This window comes from Croceivirga sp. ABH4_376 (genome assembly GCF_056160685.1).
Genome location: NZ_JBSWXQ010000001.1, coordinates 908,233 through 923,088 on the forward strand (window position 1 = coordinate 908,233; position 14,856 = coordinate 923,088).

The following is a 14,856-nucleotide window of genomic DNA, read 5'->3' on the forward strand; positions in this document are numbered from 1 at the left end:
TTGAATCGGTTTAAAAACATATCATTTTTTACGCTTACATTCTTGTTGGCAATAGCCTGTAAAGATGCACAAAAGGAAAAGCAAGGGGCTAGTACAGAACCTGAAATTTTAGTGTCTCAAGAATTGCCGTGGTCAGAGCGTATGGCCTTATCTATAATTGAGCGTAATCCAAAAGCTTGGCAAACGGAAAATGATTCAATACCAAAATGGAATTATAAAATTGGGCTACTTTGTACGGCTTACGAGCAATTGTATAAAAGAACTCAAGAAGATACATATTTAGCTTATATCCAAGATTATGCTGAAGCTATTATTGATTCTACCGGCATAATTCATGGCTATGAATTGCAAGAGTATAACATAGATATGATCAACTCTGGTAAAATGTTGTTCTGGTTATACAATGAAACCAAAGATGTTCGGTATAAAAAGGCTTTAGACCAATTAAGGGCACAACTTGCTGGGCATCCAAGAACACCATCAAACGGATTTTGGCACAAGAAAATTTATCCCAACCAAATGTGGTTAGATGGCTTGTATATGGGGGCTCCCTTTTACGCACAATACAACACTGTTTTTGAAGAAGGGGATAAGCTGGATGATATAGCACATCAATTTGAACTTATTTGGGAAAAAACTTACGATACGGAAACTGGTTTATTGTTTCATGCCTGGGACGAGAGCAAGCAGATGGCATGGGCAGATAAGACTACCGGTAAGTCCCCCCATTTTTGGTTGCGGTCTCTTGGTTGGTATGTTATGGCATTGGTAGATGTGTTGGATTTTTTCCCTTCCAACCATCCCAAAAGACCGGTTTTAGAGCAGCAACTAGTACAGCTTTCAGCGGCCATCTTAAAATTTCAAGATGATACAGGGGTTTGGTACCAAGTTCCAAACCTACCTGATAGAAAAGGTAATTATTTAGAGTCCTCAGGTACGTGCATGTTCGCATATGCCTTTGGACAAGGAGCCCAAAAAGGCTACTTGTCCAAAGAATATCTAACCCTTGCAAACACCGTTTTTGATGGTATTGTAAAGGAGTTCATAACCGTAGAGCCAAATGGTCTGGTAAATATCAACAAGATTTGTAAGAGTGCTGGTCTTGGAGGTAATCCATACAGGGATGGCTCTTTTGAATATTATATGAGTGAACCTGTAGTGACCAATAACCTGCATGGTACTGGTCCCTTTATACTAGCTGCAAATCAACTAAACAGATAAAACACAATTGATGAATAATTTATTAAAGACGTGCTTAACCGTTTTGGTTTTTAGTTTAACCATAGGTTGTAAAGAAACCAAAAAGGCAGATGTTACTTCTAATAGTGAGCCTCAAGAACAAGTAGTGCCAACAGACTTAAAATGGTCTCAACGTATGGCGCTTTCAGAAATGCATCGTTTTCCGGATCCAACATTACTTGATTTTCAAAAAAAGCCAAGGTGGAGTTATACCAACGGTTTGGTTTTGCAGGCTATTTCAAGGGTGATAGAAAAATATCCAGATTCTTCACTTTACAATTACATCTATGATTATGGTAATCGTATGATTAATGAAGATGGCTCAATTAATACGTATAAGATTAGCAACTACAATCTAGATATGATTAAATCTGGTGATGCTACCTTATACTTATATGACAAAACCAATGAGCAACGCTTTAAAAAGGCCATGGATACCTTACACGAGCAATTAGAGGACCAACCTACTACTTCAGAAGGCGGGTATTGGCATAAAAAGCGTTATCCCTACCAAATGTGGTTAGATGGTGTTTTTATGGCAGAACCCTTCCATACCAAGTATGCCTTAGCTTTTATGGATGGAGAAGCACAAAAAAAGGTATTGGACAAGATTATACTGCAATTCGATTTAATTGAAAAATACAACAAAGACCCAAAAACGGGATTGTATTTTCACGGTTGGGACGAGAGTAGGGAACAACGTTGGGCAGATGCCAAAACAGGACTTTCGCAAAATTTTTGGTCTAGGGGAATGGGATGGTACGGTATGGCATTGGTAGATATTCTAGACCATTTTCCAAAAGAACATGCCGGTTATGAAAGACTGGTTTCTTACTTAAAAGGTTATGCGGAAGCTATAATTAAATATCAAGACGAAACCGGTACTTGGTACCAAGTTTTAAATATGCCAGAAAAAGATGGTAATTATCTAGAAGCTACTGGTACTGCAATGTTTACCTATACTTTGGCAAAAGGCGCAAACAAGGGGTATTTAGATAAATCATTTATGGCCCATGCAGAAAAAGGTTGGCAAGGCATGCTTGACCAATTTGTATCAGTAGAAGAGAATGGGGTGGTAAACCTAAATAAATGCTGTGGCGTGGCCGGTTTGGGTGGTGATCCTTACAGAGACGGTAGCTTTGACTATTACATTAACGAAATAATACGTTCCAATGATCCAAAAGGTACAGGCCCATTTATGTTTGCGGCCTTAGAATTGAATAAATAACAACTAAAACTTAAACCATGAAAACGACCAGAAGAAAATTTTTGACCTCCGTTAGTATGTTGGCGGCTACAACTGCATTTCCCATTAATGTATTTGAATTTGGTAAAAAAGAAAAACTGAAAGTAGCCTTGGTAGGCACGGGAATTCGTGGTACAAGTTTTTGGGGAAAACGTCTTGTAGATGAGTATTCAGATATTTTGGAATTTGTTGGCCTGTGCGATGTTAATGAAGGTAGGCTTGCCTACGCACAAGAATATATAGGCACCAAATGTCCTTTGTTTTTGGATTTTGACCAAATGTTGAAAGATGCCAAACCAGATTTGGTAATAGTAACCACGGTAGATGCTACCCATCACGAATTTATTGTAAAAGGCTTAAAGGCGGGCATAGACGTACTTACCGAAAAACCCTTGACTACAGACGAAGATAAGGCACAGCAAATTATAGATGCCGAGAAAAGTTCGGGTAAGTCGTTAATTGTTGGTTTTAACTACAGATGGAGCCCTTACAGTACCAAGATTAAAGAATTGATTGCCTCTGGAACCATTGGGGAAGTAACCTCAGTAGACTTCCACTGGTATTTGAACACCTATCATGGCGCTTCCTATTTTAGAAGATGGCATGGTTTGGTAAATAAAGGAGGGTCGCTTTGGGTACATAAGTCTACCCACCATTTTGATTTGTTGAACTGGTGGATAGATTCTGACCCAAAAGAGGTTTTTGCCTACGGAGATTTAGAACATTATGGTAAAAACGGACCGTTTAGAGGCGCTAATTGCCGGGACTGTTCTTTTAAAGATAAATGCGAATATCACTTTGACATTACTAAGAACAAAAGGTTGATGGATTTATACGTAGCCAATGAAAATTATGATGGTTACATTAGGGATAACTGTTTGTTTAGGGACGAAATTGACATTTATGATAAAATGTCTGCTCAAATAAAATATGCCAATAACGTTACCGTGAATTACTCGTTAACTACCTATTCCCCGTTTGAAGGATGGCGTATTGCTTTTAATGGAACCAAGGGGCGTATAGAAGCTTCATTGGATATACCGTATCATCAAAATACTGCTATATCGCAAGAGGCACTACACGCAAAAGAAATGGACCAAAATGCTATTGAAGAAGCAGAAACGGAAAGTATAATAGTACATAAATTGTGGAGCGATTTTGAAACGGTAAAAGTTCCTGTTGAAAAGGGAGGCCACGGTGGTGGTGACAAGCGCTTACACGATAAGATATTTAAAACTCCTACGGAAAAAGACCCCTATGATCGTTCTGCCGGTATCCGAGATGGTATCATGTCCGTGCTTATTGGTATTGGTGCAAGAAAAAGTATTGAAAGCGGTAAACCAATTTCAATTTCAGAACTAACAGCGTTAGAACCAAGCGTAAAGCGTTTAAAATAATTCAACCTTAGCAAGATGCAATCTATAAAAACAGCCCTTTGTTCATTTGGTATGAGTGGGTATGTTTTTCATGCTCCGCTATTAGCCGCCAATCCTAATTTTAAATTAGATACGGTTTGGGAACGCACTAAAAATGAAGCGGAAAAACAATATCCAGATATCTGTACCGTACGTACGTATGAGGAGCTTTTATCAGATGAACAGCTACAACTTGTGGTGGTGAACACCCCAAGTATTACGCATTTTGACTATACCAAAAAAGCGCTTGAAGTGGGTAAACATGTTGTAGTAGAAAAACCATTTACGGCAACCGTAAAGCAAGCAGAAACCTTAATAGCCTTAGCTAAAGAGAAAAACGTGCACCTTACAGTTTTTCATAATCGCAGATGGGATAGTGATTTTAAAACCGTAAAGAAAATTCTTGATGCTAACGTTTTAGGAGAAATAAAGGATGTAGAAATCCATTATGACCGTTACGAACCTGCTCTAAGTGCGAAAACACACAAAGAAGAACCTACTGCAGCCGTAGGAAGTATTTACGATTTAGGTTCTCATTTAATTGATCAAGCTTTACAGTTATTTGGAAAGCCAAAGGCAATATTTGCAGATGCCGATAGCTATAGAACCCATTCTAAAGTCATTGATTATTTTGATATAAAACTCTTTTACAATCATTTTAGAGTAGCGCTAAAGTCTAGCTATTTTGTTAAGGAACCCACGCCAGCTTATGTGCTTCATGGTACCAAGGGCTCATTTCTTAAAAGCAGGGCAGATGTACAAGAAGCAGCATTAAAAAAACTAGTTTCTCCGCTAGATAGTAATTGGGGGGCGGAACCTACCGATCAAAAAGGGGTATTGCACACCATAAATGAGGGCAATAGCATTAAAAAGGAAATCATTAGTGAGAAGGGTAATTATATGGATTTCTATAACCAACTCTATGACGCTATTGTTTCTAAAAAACCACTACCTGTGCGGGCAAAAGAAGCAAGGAATTGCATTGAAATAATTGAACGAGCTTACCAAAGTATGAACGAGAAACGCATCGTGTCTTTATGAAAAAGTATGTAACGTTTTTGGTCATTGTTTTTAACCTGCTAAGCTTTTCTGTTACGGCACAAACTATAGAACAATGGAGTCGTTTTGAGACGGGTTTTTCTTATGAACATTCGGGTAATCCTTTTACAGAAGTAACGTTATCGGCAACATTTATTCATAAAGATACGACCCTAACTGTTAAAGGGTTTTACGATGGTAACAATACCTATAAACTTCGTTTTATGCCGATATTGCCTGGAGATTGGCGTTATAAAACCAGTTCAAATACAAAAGCATTACATGGAAAGTCGGGTTCATTTAAATGCTTAGCGGCTACTGCTGCCATTGATGGGCCAGTTGAGGTAGCGGATACTTTTCATTTTAAATATAAAAACGGAGGTTATTATTTTCCATTTGGAACTACGCTCTACGCATGGAGCCATATGAAAGATTCGCTTAGAAATGTCACCCTAGAAAACCTTAAAAAGGCAGGGTTTAACAAAGTAAGAATGTGTGTGCTCCCCAAACGATATGGTAGCGCTGGGCATTTGCCAGAGTACTATCCGTTTAAACTCAAGAATAAGCATACGGACAAAGCGGGTAAAACGGTGTATAACTGGGATTTTTCGCAATTTAATCCAGTGTTCTTTCAGCAATTAGAAGAGCGTATTCTGGAATTAGATGCTTTGGGTATTCAAGCAGATTTAATTCTCTTTCATCCCTATGATGAAGGTATTTGGGGTTTTGACCAGATGCCAACAGCTGTTGATAAACGGTATTTGGAATATACTCTGGCCAGAATAGCATCCTTTAAAAACGTGTGGTGGTCATTGGCCAATGAGTGGGCGTATTTAGATAAAAAAAGTATTCAAGACTGGGATAATTTAATTAAAACCACCAAGGAGAACGATCCTTACAATCATCTCATTTCCATTCATGGACCAACCGCCGTATATTATGATTATACCATGCCAGAATTAACTCATGTAAGCATACAGGACGAAGCCCCTGTTTTAAATTCTGTGGGTACGGCTACTTTAAGGCGCGTTTATAAAAAACCAATAGTTCTAGATGAGGTTGGTTATGAAGGCAATTTACCATCTAGATGGGGGCAATTAAGTGGTGAAGCGTTAACCCATAGAATTTGGAATGGGGTTATTGCTGGCGGCTATGTTACGCACGGTGAAGTAATAGATTCTGGCGACCCAGATAACGTTGTATGGGCCAACGGTGGCGAACTAAAAGGTGAAAGTTGGAAAGCGGTAAAATTACTGAAGGAATTGATTGCGGATGATTTAGGTCCTTTACATATGGCAGATATAAGTCGGGATTTACAAACGGCAACAAATGGTAAGGGAGACTACCTCATTTATCTAGGAGAACAAGTAAGTGATGAATGGGCATTTTCGCTACCCAAAAAAAATGGCGAACTACAGAAATTAAAAGAAGGAATTACCTATGAGGCAACAATTATAGATGCCATTAATGCTACTAAAACGGTTGTTTCAGGGGATTTTGTTACCGTTTCTGCCGGTCGTTACCGAATGAAAGATGTTGAAGACAAAAAAATAAAGTTACCCAACAAACCATACCTAGCTATTAGGTTAAAACCAATTAAAGAAAGATGAAAGTAAAAATTGTTTTAGGTCTTTTACTATTCGGATTTATAAGCTATTCGCAACAGAACTCAGAAGTTTGGAAAGCAGATAATGAAGATGGTACTTACACCAATCCTATACTTCATTCTGATTTTTCTGACCCTGACGTGGTTCGGGTTGGTAAAGATTATTATATGACCGCCTCTTCATTTAATTGTGTTCCCGGTTTACCCATTTTACATTCAAACGATTTGGTTAATTGGCAATTGGTTAATTATGCATTAAAGGAGCAGGTACCCCTTGAGGTTTTTGATACGCCTCAGCATGGTAATGGAGTATGGGCGCCCTGTATTCGATATCATAAAGGAGAGTACTACATTTTTTATCCAGACCCAGATTTTGGTATTTATATGATTAAGACCAAAAATCCAGAAGGTGATTGGTCTAAACCACTACTTATAAAGCCTGGTAAAGGTTTAATTGACCCCACCCCATTGTGGGACGATGATGGCAAGGCTTATTTGGCCTACGCATTTGCTGGTAGTAGAGCACAGATAAAAAGCATGTTAATGGTTTGTTCTATGAAACCTGATGCTACCGCTGTTCTAAATGATGATGTAATGGTTTTTGATGGGCATGGGACCCATCCTACCATAGAAGGTCCTAAGTTTTATAAGCGCAATGGCTATTATTATTTGTTTGCTCCTGCTGGTGGCGTGGCTACTGGTTGGCAAGAGGTGCTAAGGTCTAAAAACGTATGGGGCCCATATGAATATAAAACGGTATTGGAACAAGGTAATACCAATATTAATGGTCCGCATCAAGGGGCTTGGGTAGATACGGTTACGGGAGAAGACTGGTTTATTCATTTTCAAGATAAAGGTGCCTATGGTCGTATAGTACATTTGCAACCATTGGTTTGGAAAAATGATTGGCCAATTATTGGCAAAGACCAAGGTAACACTATTGGCATACCGGTAAAAACACATCCAAAACCAAACGTGGGTAAAACATATCCCATAAAAACACCACCAGCTTCTGATGAGTTTAATACTACCACAACGGGTTTACAGTGGCAATGGCATGCCAATCCTAAATTAAAATGGGGGTTTCCTACACCCAATGGGTATTATAAACTCTTTTGCAAACCAAGGCCAGATAATGCGGAATCTTTATGGGATATCCCATATTTATTCTTACAAAAATGGCCAGCAGAAACGTTTACCGCAACAACCAAGGTAAGTTTTGAAGCCAAGGAGAATGGTGAGCAATTTGGTTTTTTAATAATGGGCAGAAAATATGCCTACCTTAACGTGTATCGTGAAAACGATAAATTATTTGCACGTCTTGCCACCTGTTCAAATGCGGAGCAAGGAGAAGCGGAAACATTAAGTAAACCGCTTGCTGTTAAATCAGGTGAATTGTTCTTAAAAATACAAGTTGAAAAGGAAGGTGTTTGCACTTTCTATTTAAGTGAAAACGGTAAACGGTTTAACCAAATAGGGGGTTCTTTTATGGCACAGGAAGGAAAGTGGATTGGTGCCAAAATTGGATACTTTGCCATGCGAGAGGGTGTAACCAATGATTCTGGGAGTTTAGCTATAGATTACATACGTTTTACCAATGAATAAAGAATTGAAAAGTATAATAGCACTCTTTTGCCTTTTAAGTTTATTTCAAGGATTAAAAGCACAACAGTTAGACCATTCTTGGGAGCATTTAGTATTAAAATCTTCAGATAATTGGTATGCCACGAAAGAAGCGCTAAAGGTTGCTAAAAATGTGCTGTTGTATCAAAATGAGAACGGGGGTTGGCCCAAGAATAAGCAAATACATCAGCCTTTGAGTCCTGAAAAAATAAATCAACTTAAAAAGGACAAAACTAAAAATAGGGGAACGACAATAGATAATGGTGCAACTTTTTTAGAAATGACATTTTTGGCCAAGATATATCAGCAGCAGGGATTGGTTGCACATAGAGAGGCATTTTTAAATGGATTAAACTATTTGTTAGATGCCCAATATGGTAATGGCGGTTGGCCACAGTTTTACCCTTTAAGGGAGGGCTACTATTCACACGTAACCTATAACGATGATGCAATGGGTAATGTGTTAAAACTGCTGTATCAGATTATGCAAGATAAGGCGCCTTTTTCTAGTTTAAAAGTAGCACCCTTAACAAAGGGGAAAGTGGCTTTGGCTTTTCAAAAAGGGATTAATTGCATCTTAAAAACCCAAGTAAAACAAAACGGCAAACTAACTGGTTGGTGTGCCCAACATGATGTGGCCACCTTACAACCGGCTAAAGCACGTGCCTATGAACTTCCTAGTTTAAGCGGCAAAGAATCGGCCCCTATAGCACTTTTACTTATGCAACTAGAAAACCCAAGTCCGCAAGTAGTTAAAGCCATTGAAGGGGTGGTTACTTGGTTTAAACAATCGCAATTAAAAGGTGTGGAAATCAAAAGAATTTATGGGGATAATGGCAAAGTGATAGAAAAACAAGTACTTACATCGGCTAATGCCAAACCATTGTGGGGTAGGTTTATGGATTTAGAAGACAATACCCCTTTTTTCTGTGATCGGGATGGCATTAAAAAGGCAAGCTTAAAAGAAATAGGAAAAGAAAGGCAGAATGGTTACCGTTGGTATACGGACCAACCTCAAGCAGTTTTAGACTTATATCCGAAATGGAGAGAAAAGCTTTTAAATAAAAGGGAGAATCCTACGGCAGACTTGTACAATATGGTGGTGGCCCAAGATGGAACGGGGCATTTTAGTAGTATACAAGAAGCTGTAAACAGCGCCAAGGCATTTCCTTACCAACGGGTCTTTATTCAAATTAAAAAAGGAATTTACCCAGAAAAGGTTTCCGTAAACGAGTGGAATCCTAAAATCAGTTTTTTGGGTGATGGTGTTGACCAAACCATAATTAGTTACGACGACCATTTTTCTAAAATAAATACAGGTAGAAACAGCACATTTAAAACACCTAGCTTGTTAATTGAAGGAGATGAGTTTATAGCCAAAAATTTAACCGTTGAAAACACGGCGGGTCCTGTTGGGCAAGCAATAGCATTATCGGTTAACGCAGATCAGGTAATTTTTCAAAATTGCAATTTAAAAGGAAATCAAGATACGGTGTATACTACGGGTAACAATAACAAGATATATTTTCAAAACTGCTTTATAGAGGGTACTACAGATTTTATTTTTGGTAATGCTACGGTATGGTTTCAAGATTGTACGCTTCACAGTAAATCAAACTCCTTTATCACGGCGGCCTCAACAAAAGAAGGAATCCCCTTTGGTTTTGTTTTCAAGTCTTGCAAGTTGACCGCGGCAGAAGGTGTTGATAAGGTTTTTTTGGGTAGGCCATGGCGTTCTCATGCTAAAACTGTCTTTATAGATTGTAGTATGGATGCTCATATTACGCCATCGGGTTGGGATAATTGGTCTAATAATGCTGCTGAGGAATTAACATTTTACGGAGAATATAATTCTTCGGGGGCTGGCGCCCATTTAACCAATCGGGTAGCTTGGTCGCATCAACTATCAGCAAAAGAAGTGCAAAATTACACCAAAGAAAGGGTTTTAGGTGGTGCCGAAACAAACGCTAAAAATAGATGGTATGAGTTGGATTAAGGCTTTATGGATTGTTCTATTCTTGTATTGCTTGCAAAGTTATGGGCAAGAAATAACAATTTATACTATTGGCGATTCTACAATGGCTGACAAGAAGAATCCAGACCAAAACCCAGAACATGGGTGGGCACAGGTATTATCTCAATTTTTTACTGCAGAAGTACAAATAGATAATAGAGCGGTAAACGGCCGTAGTACAAAAAGTTTTATTGCCGAAGGCAGGTGGGATAGTATTGTAACCAAATTACAGCCAAATGATTATGTCTTTATTCAATTTGGGCATAACGATCAAAAGTTTAAAGACCCAGACCGATTTACGAATCCTTACACGGCATATAGAACCAATTTAATCAGATTTGTAAAGGAAACTAGAGAGCGAGGCGCCCATCCAATTCTATTTACTTCTATAGTTAGGAGAAATTTTAATGAATTTGGTGTGTTGATAGATACCCATGGCGAATATCCACTAGTAGTTCGTATGGTGGCGAATGAGTTTAAGGTGCCATTAATCGACTTGCAAACACTAACCGAAGCTTGGGAAATAAGTTATGGGGTTGAAGCCTCTAAGCAATTACATCTACATTTTAAGCCGGGTGAGCACCCTTATTACCCTAATGGTAAAGAAGATAATACCCATTTATCAGCAAAGGGGGCTACAGAGATTGCCAAAATGGTAGTGGAAGCTATTGAACAGCAGCAAATCGATTTAAAAAAATATATAAAGAAGTGATATTTCTAGAAGCTAGCGTTTGTTTTTATCCTGCTTTGCTAATAAAAGAGGTAAAGATTACTCTATTTTGTATTGTCTTATTGTATTTTAATTTAGGCTTTGGCCAATCATATGATGGAGTTACTGGCGTTGCAGATAGTTCTTATACCAATGAGATAGCTTTTGAAAAAACACGGAAGACCCACCCAAATATTAAATTAGTTAAGCCTTTTAAGTTGGCTAACGTTACAGAGAAATTCAATATTATTTATGATACTATAGGTCATCGCAAATTAAAGTTGGATGTTTTTTCTCCTACTAAATTGAAAGCAGATAATGTAGCTATTATTATTTTTCATGGTGGTGGATGGCGTTCGGGTAACAAAACCCAACATCACCCTTTGGCCCAACAGTTGGCAAACAAGGGTTACGTCTGTTTTACGCCGGAATATAGACTCTCTACAGAAGCCTTGTTCCCGGCTGCCGTTTTAGATGCTAAAGCAGCCTTGCTGTGGGTACGGAACAACGCAGACAAATACCAAATTAATCCAGATAAAATTGCAGTACTCGGTTTCTCGGCCGGTGGCGAACTAGCAGCCTTTTTAGGCACTACCCAAAATATCCCTTTATTTGAAAGAAAAAATACAATAAGCAGTTGTACAACGGTAAATGCGGTTATTGATATTGATGGCACGCTAAGTTTTGTGCATAAAGAATCAGGAGAAGGTAATGATACCAACGGTACGTCTGCTGCAACGTATTGGTTTGGGTACACAAAAGCCGAAAAACCTTTTTTGTGGAAAATAGCATCACCGCTACAACATGCAGATAAAAATACACCACCCACCTTGTTTTTAAACAGCTTCGTTGCAAGAATGCATGCCGGAAGAGATGATTATATTAACAAGTTAAATGGTTTTGGCACCTACACGGAACTATATAGTTTTAACAATGCACCTCATGCTTTTTGCTTATTTGATCCTTGGTTTGATCAAACAGTGCAAAAGATTGACCAATTTTTACTAAAAGTATTTCGATAGAAAATTTAAAATTGCATATCCAATTACGCGTATTGCTGTAATATTGAAATTTAGAAAACAATTGAAATGAATTTATTTTCCTTACAAGATAAAGTTGTGGTTATAACCGGCGGTACTGGTGTTTTAGGTGGTAGTGCTGCTAATTATTTAGCACAGAATGGAGCCAAAATCGCCTTAATTGGTCGTAACCAAGAAAAATTAAATAGTGCGTGCAAAGAAATTGAAGCCAAAGATGGGGTTGCCCAAGGTTTTGTTGCCAATATACTGGATAAGAGCTCTGTTTTAAAAGCAAAGGACGAGGTCTTGGCTGCTTTTGGGCAAATAGACGTTTTATTAAATGTTGCAGGTGGCAATATGCCAGGAGCGACGATACCAGATGACAAAACGGTGTTTGACATGTCTTTGGAAGATTTTAATACGGTTACGGAACTAAACTTAACGGGAACCGTGGTACCCAGTATGGTTTTTGGAGAGGTAATGGCCAAACAAAAAAAAGGCAGTATTATAAATTATTCCTCAATGGCTTCGGATAGGGCAATTACCAGAGTGGTGGGTTATTCGGCATCCAAGGCGGGTATGGAAAACTTTACACAATGGATGGCAGTAGAATTAGCCAAGAAATTTGGAGATGGTTTACGGGTCAACGCCATTGCACCAGGTTTTTTTATTGGAAATCAGAATAGGCGTTTACTTACCAATGAAGATGGATCATATACACACCGCGGCAACACTATTATTACAAACACTCCAATGGGTAGATTTGGAGATGCAGATGAGCTTAATGGAGCCATTCACTATTTAGCCACAGATGCTTCCAAATTTGTAACAGGAATAGTTTTACCTATAGATGGAGGCTTTAGTGCCTTTAGTGGTGTTTAGAATTAATTTGACAAGGTAAAAACCGTTAATAATTGATGGTTTTTATCTTGCCATTTTTTAAAACTACGGTAACCCTACTTTCCAACACTTTAAGAGACTCAATAGGGTTTAGTTCGTCTAGGCTCCATTTTTCCCCAGATTTTTTCCATAGGAGTAGAGAAGCATAGATAGCATTTTCTTGTTTTGGGCTATAGTTGTCCATTGCGTTTATTACCTCGCTAAAATCTGCTTCTGGATGTAGGTCTTTGTTTCTTTTAACCTCTAACTTATCCCAGCCTAAAATGTTTATCATGGCAAGTTGGTATTTGCCATTATCAATAGTAACCACTTCATGACCACCAATTTTTTGCGTAGTCTTTTTTATGGGCTGGGTAAGTTCTGGCAGGGCGTAATGGCCAAAACGCATTTTTACGGGTACAGTGCTAAGTTGCTTGTCTATTCTAAGAACGCCATTGGGTAAGGGAATTTCTGACAACTCCATTTTTACCTCTGTATTGGTTTCTAATTGGGCCGTACGTTGGTAGGTTCCATTATGGTAGTTTTTAAATGTATATAACCGCCAAGGTTCCCATTCTTTTTCTGCATTTAAAAAAGTATAGTTCATAGAAATGCTACCATCATTACCATCTGCTTGCCAAGGAAATAAGGAGTGATAAGCTAGTTTGTTATAATTTTCACTAGAACGAAACTTTTGCCAATCGTCGGCTTTTTTTTCATGACACCAAGATCTCATTTCGGTGCCACCTATAGCAGGGTATTGCGTAATTAACAAATTAGTGCCCTCTTGAAATTTATTGTAAACAAAGGTGTCTTTTAAATTATTCCAAGGTTGTTTGTTTTCAGTTGCCGTCCAAAAAGGGTCGTCGTCAGGAACTAAAAGTCCAAAGAATAATTTTCCCATCCAATATACGCTCCCTCTTGCACTATAAATCTGTACAGCTGGTTCAAAATGGTCATAAAACCCCAAGGTTGGCACACGATTTTTTAAAAACGCTGGGTGCTGTAAAAATTGCAACAAGGTAGATGAGGAGATATACCGTAACCAACCATAATTTATAGTGTCGTCTTTTAAACTAGAGGCAAACGCAAATGGAGAAACAGAAGCAAAGCGGTAGCTAATACTGCGGCCCCACATCATCATTTGTCCATTTTCTGCAAACATATTTGGATAATGGTAAAGCATGTCTTGGTAGTTTGTCTTAAATTTCTGAGCCAATTCTGGATAATGCTTTTCTCCGTACCAATTGGCCCATGTTATGCCATACAATTGAAATGCCCACATACTGTAATAATCATACGCAGGGCTATCATTATACCAACCCTGCCCCCTGTAGTCCAAAAGGGAATCTTCTAAATATTCTACTAACAATTTTTTGTTTACCTCATATCCTTGGGTATCAAAGAAACTAAGAACAAAAATGTTGAAAAATTTCCAGTTGCTATCTACCGTAGGGCCATCTGCATAACTTAACATAGAGGCGGCCAATTTATCCTTGGATTCTTGTGGCAAAGGCTCCCATAGTACTTCTGGGGCTATAAACAAAGACATGGCCATTGCACCATATTCTACTAAATTTTGGCTTGGACCACCATTTTGCTTTCTAGGTTTAATATATGCCGTACTGTTGGGATTAATAAGTTGTTCCAATTGATGCCTATAATATTTTGCAACTGGAATAGAATTGATCATCAAATCTGGGTTTTTGCGTAGTAACGGCGATGCAATAAATAGCGTTCTGCTAATTCCTTCTAATTTTTCCGTAGGTAATTGACTATCTTTCTGTGGATAGCTTTTGCCAGGTAATTTTGGGAATTTCATTGGGTCATCCAAGTTATTGATATAACTAAAAGCCCCTTCTAATAAATAAAGTGCAGCATCTTCCCAATGTTTTTTGGTCATTCCCGTAAGCGGGCTTACCGTATTGTCTGGATTCTTAATGCTAAACAAAGGCATCTCGTTTTTAGATATTTCTTGAGCAATTCCATTGTTCGTTAGGCTTAACAAAAGACAAAGAAAGAGTAGTGGATATGTACGGGTTTTATCCATAATTTGCTGCTTTATAAG

General features: G+C 38.3%; 11 protein-coding genes. 10 read left to right on the forward strand and 1 reads right to left on the reverse strand.

The window, feature by feature from the left end:
- From ACXAGS_RS03955 to ACXAGS_RS04000, 10 genes are all read left to right on the forward strand, one after another.
- Complete coding sequence (locus ACXAGS_RS03955) at positions 1–1,221, forward strand: glycoside hydrolase family 88/105 protein (protein ID WP_474904690.1); 1,221 nt, start codon at positions 1–3, stop codon at positions 1,219–1,221.
- A 10-nt stretch (positions 1,222–1,231) separates the two neighbouring features.
- Positions 1,232–2,467: a glycoside hydrolase family 88/105 protein gene (locus ACXAGS_RS03960; RefSeq protein ID WP_474904692.1), complete on the forward strand. Its 1,236-nt coding sequence runs from the start codon at positions 1,232–1,234 to the stop codon at positions 2,465–2,467.
- Positions 2,468–2,484: 17 nt separating this feature from the next.
- On the forward strand, positions 2,485–3,882 hold the full coding sequence (locus ACXAGS_RS03965) for a Gfo/Idh/MocA family oxidoreductase (RefSeq protein ID WP_474904694.1): 1,398 nt from the start codon (positions 2,485–2,487) through the stop codon (positions 3,880–3,882).
- 15 nt (positions 3,883–3,897) lie between these two features.
- Positions 3,898–4,941: a Gfo/Idh/MocA family oxidoreductase gene (locus tag ACXAGS_RS03970; RefSeq protein WP_474904696.1), complete on the forward strand. Its 1,044-nt coding sequence runs from the start codon at positions 3,898–3,900 to the stop codon at positions 4,939–4,941.
- The gene (locus ACXAGS_RS03975; RefSeq protein WP_474904698.1) at positions 4,938–6,548 is read left to right on the forward strand and encodes a DUF5060 domain-containing protein; all 1,611 of its coding nucleotides are present in this window, start codon (positions 4,938–4,940) and stop codon (positions 6,546–6,548) included. The genes ACXAGS_RS03970 and ACXAGS_RS03975 overlap by 4 nt, the downstream gene beginning before the upstream one ends.
- Positions 6,545–8,149: a glycoside hydrolase family 43 protein gene (locus ACXAGS_RS03980; protein ID WP_474904700.1), complete on the forward strand. Its 1,605-nt coding sequence runs from the start codon at positions 6,545–6,547 to the stop codon at positions 8,147–8,149. The genes ACXAGS_RS03975 and ACXAGS_RS03980 overlap by 4 nt, the downstream gene beginning before the upstream one ends.
- The gene (gene pelA, locus ACXAGS_RS03985) at positions 8,142–10,163 is read left to right on the forward strand and encodes a pectate lyase (RefSeq protein WP_474904702.1); all 2,022 of its coding nucleotides are present in this window, start codon (positions 8,142–8,144) and stop codon (positions 10,161–10,163) included. The genes ACXAGS_RS03980 and pelA overlap by 8 nt, the downstream gene beginning before the upstream one ends.
- The gene (locus ACXAGS_RS03990) at positions 10,150–10,893 is read left to right on the forward strand and encodes a rhamnogalacturonan acetylesterase (RefSeq protein ID WP_474904704.1); all 744 of its coding nucleotides are present in this window, start codon (positions 10,150–10,152) and stop codon (positions 10,891–10,893) included. The genes pelA and ACXAGS_RS03990 overlap by 14 nt, the downstream gene beginning before the upstream one ends.
- The gene (locus ACXAGS_RS03995) at positions 10,890–11,912 is read left to right on the forward strand and encodes an alpha/beta hydrolase (protein ID WP_474904705.1); all 1,023 of its coding nucleotides are present in this window, start codon (positions 10,890–10,892) and stop codon (positions 11,910–11,912) included. Before ACXAGS_RS03990 ends, ACXAGS_RS03995 begins: the two co-directional genes overlap by 4 nt.
- A 66-nt stretch (positions 11,913–11,978) precedes the next feature.
- The gene (locus ACXAGS_RS04000) at positions 11,979–12,791 is read left to right on the forward strand and encodes an SDR family oxidoreductase (protein WP_474904707.1); all 813 of its coding nucleotides are present in this window, start codon (positions 11,979–11,981) and stop codon (positions 12,789–12,791) included.
- Between the two features lie 25 nt (positions 12,792–12,816).
- Here ACXAGS_RS04000 and ACXAGS_RS04005 read toward each other — a convergent pair whose 3' ends face one another.
- The gene (locus tag ACXAGS_RS04005; RefSeq protein WP_474904709.1) at positions 12,817–14,838 is read right to left on the reverse strand and encodes a DUF2264 domain-containing protein; all 2,022 of its coding nucleotides are present in this window, start codon (positions 14,836–14,838) and stop codon (positions 12,817–12,819) included.
- Positions 14,839–14,856 lie beyond the last annotated feature (18 nt).

What these genes read in the sequence shown, in the direction of transcription:
- ACXAGS_RS04005 (WP_474904709.1), bottom strand. Translation starts at nt 14,838, where the DNA reads ATGGATAAAACCCGTACATATCCACTACTCTTTCTTTGTCTTTTGTTA.
- ACXAGS_RS03990 (WP_474904704.1), top strand. Translation starts at nt 10,150, where the DNA reads ATGAGTTGGATTAAGGCTTTATGGATTGTTCTATTCTTGTATTGCTTG.
- ACXAGS_RS03975 (WP_474904698.1), top strand. Translation starts at nt 4,938, where the DNA reads ATGAAAAAGTATGTAACGTTTTTGGTCATTGTTTTTAACCTGCTAAGC.
- ACXAGS_RS03960 (WP_474904692.1), top strand. Translation starts at nt 1,232, where the DNA reads ATGAATAATTTATTAAAGACGTGCTTAACCGTTTTGGTTTTTAGTTTA.
- ACXAGS_RS03970 (WP_474904696.1), top strand. Translation starts at nt 3,898, where the DNA reads ATGCAATCTATAAAAACAGCCCTTTGTTCATTTGGTATGAGTGGGTAT.
- ACXAGS_RS03980 (WP_474904700.1), top strand. Translation starts at nt 6,545, where the DNA reads ATGAAAGTAAAAATTGTTTTAGGTCTTTTACTATTCGGATTTATAAGC.
- ACXAGS_RS04000 (WP_474904707.1), top strand. Translation starts at nt 11,979, where the DNA reads ATGAATTTATTTTCCTTACAAGATAAAGTTGTGGTTATAACCGGCGGT.
- ACXAGS_RS03965 (WP_474904694.1), top strand. Translation starts at nt 2,485, where the DNA reads ATGAAAACGACCAGAAGAAAATTTTTGACCTCCGTTAGTATGTTGGCG.
- pelA (WP_474904702.1), top strand. Translation starts at nt 8,142, where the DNA reads ATGAATAAAGAATTGAAAAGTATAATAGCACTCTTTTGCCTTTTAAGT.